The organism is Streptomyces sp. NPDC017943 (assembly GCF_044328425.1).
Lineage (GTDB): Bacteria > Actinomycetota > Actinomycetes > Streptomycetales > Streptomycetaceae > Streptomyces > Streptomyces djakartensis_A.
The window spans coordinates 104,554-105,118 of record NZ_JBIRHH010000011.1; the positions used below are offsets into that span (position 1 = coordinate 104,554).

Consider the following 565-nt stretch of genomic DNA (forward strand, 5'->3'; position numbering starts at 1 on the left):
CCGCCCGTCAGAGGTGTTGGGGTACTTGTACAACACGCCCACGTCGGACTTGCCGTCACCGTTGAAGTCACCCGACACCGGCGCGGAACTGTCCCAGTCCCAGGAGCCGGTGCCGGAGTCCCAGGCCTTCACGGGTGCGTTGAATCCGCTACCGGTGGAGGTGAAGGTCCACAGCGCCGTGTGCCCACGCCCGTCTGAGGTGTCGGGGTACTTGTAGAGGACTCCCACGTCGGCGAGGCCGTCACCGTTGAAGTCGCCGGACACCGTCTTGCTGAGGTTCCAGTTCCAGGAACCGGTGCCGGAGTCCCACGCTTTCACCGGTCCGTCGAAGCCGCTGCCGGTGGAGGTCTGCAGCCACAGGGCCGTCCGGTTGGCGCCGTCGGCGTTGGTCCCGGAGTTGTACAGGTAGGCCAGGTCGGACTTGCCGTCCCCGGTGTGGTCGGTGACGCGACCGGCGACGGTTGAGGCCACCCAGTTGCCGAGGTCGTCGACTCGGGTGTCGACGGCGCCGGTGCGGGTCTCGGTGGGATCGATGCCGAGGCATCCACCCTGCCAGGAACGGGAG

The 565-nt window shown here is 67.6% G+C and carries 1 protein-coding gene; it reads right to left on the bottom strand.

Annotated elements, in window-relative coordinates:
- Window positions 1-565, bottom strand: a 565-nt coding sequence (locus tag ACH4C6_RS30060) for an FG-GAP repeat domain-containing protein (protein ID WP_398111780.1), incomplete at both ends; no start/stop codon positions are given.